At 62.4% G+C, this 1,166-nt stretch carries 1 protein-coding gene and 1 pseudogene; both read right to left on the bottom strand.

Annotated elements, in window-relative coordinates:
• A partial coding sequence (locus A5784_RS28165; protein WP_156750824.1) for an NADH-quinone oxidoreductase subunit M occupies window positions 1-942 on the bottom strand: 942 nt, incomplete at its 3' end.
• A pseudogene (locus A5784_RS38880) lies at window positions 942-1,166 on the bottom strand (NADH-quinone oxidoreductase subunit L); the annotation flags it as partial. The pseudogene A5784_RS38880 and the gene A5784_RS28165, both read right to left, overlap by 1 nt.

The following is a 1,166-nucleotide window of genomic DNA, read 5'->3' as shown; positions in this document are numbered from 1 at the left end:
GGCGATGAGTCGCATCACGTCCGTCTGGCCGATCGCCAGCACGGCGCCGTACACGATGCCGATCACCGCCAGGGTGACGATGACGGGCCGGAAATAGGTTGCCGAGTCGGGGAACAACGGCAGGCAGTAGCGCAGCATCCCGAACGTGCCGACCTTATCGACGATGGCCATCATCATGACCGCGGTCGCGGGCTTCGCTGAAGTTGCAACGCCCGGTAGCCAGGTGTGGAGTGGCCACAGCGGGGCCTTGACTGCAAACGCTGCAAAGAAGCCCAAGAACAGGACCCGTTGGATGGCTGGATCCACAGCGTGCGTGGCGTTGACCAGGTGGCGGACGTCCAATGTGCCGTGGCTCGCGTGTGCGGTGACCACATACAGCCCGACGACGGCGGCGAGCATGACGAGGCCGCCGAACAGGTTGTACAGCAGGAATTTCACCGCTGCACTGGAGGCCTGGGTTCGGTTACCTCCGTACCCGCCGATGAGGAAGTACAAGGGAAGAAGCGTGGCTTCGAAGGCGACATAGAAAAGCACTACATCGAGTGCCACAAAAGACAGCAGTGCCAATGACTCGAGGGCCAGCATCAGCGCCACATACGCATGCGGTGCGTTGGCGCGACCCGATGCGTCGTTCCAGCCGGCAATGATCAGCAACGGGGTGAGCGCTGCGGTCAAGATGACCAGGACGAGGGCTATGCCGTCTATTCCCACTGTGTAACCGGCACCCAAAGAGTCAATCCAGGAGCGTTTTTCGAGAAACTGATACTGCTCTGCGTCGGCCTCGTAACCGGTCGCGACCACGCCCGTGATGCCCAGGACGGCCAGCGCAACCACCAGGCCCACCCATTTGGCCACCGCGTGATGCGTGCGTGGGAGAAGCATCACGATACCGGCGCCGGCCGTAGGTGAGAGCCACAGGATTGTCAACCATGGACATTCCATCACCACCACCTCGTCAGCAAGAGCATCGCGACAACAACGGTTGCGCCGGCAAAAGTCGCCAGCGCGTACCTTCGCGCGATTCCGTCCTGCCACAGGCGCATCCGCGCCGACACGGTACTGATCGCCGAGGCGACTCGGCCGATAACTCCGTCGACCCCTTTGTCGTCGACCTCGACCAGGGCCGCGGTCAACGTCTGCCCACCTCGCATGAACACCGCCTCGTT

The organism is Mycobacterium sp. 852013-50091_SCH5140682 (genome assembly GCF_001665685.1).
Taxonomy (GTDB): domain Bacteria; phylum Actinomycetota; class Actinomycetes; order Mycobacteriales; family Mycobacteriaceae; genus Mycobacterium.
The sequence above is the reverse complement of the archived record's forward strand: the minus strand, read 5'-3'. Positions and strand labels throughout refer to the sequence as shown.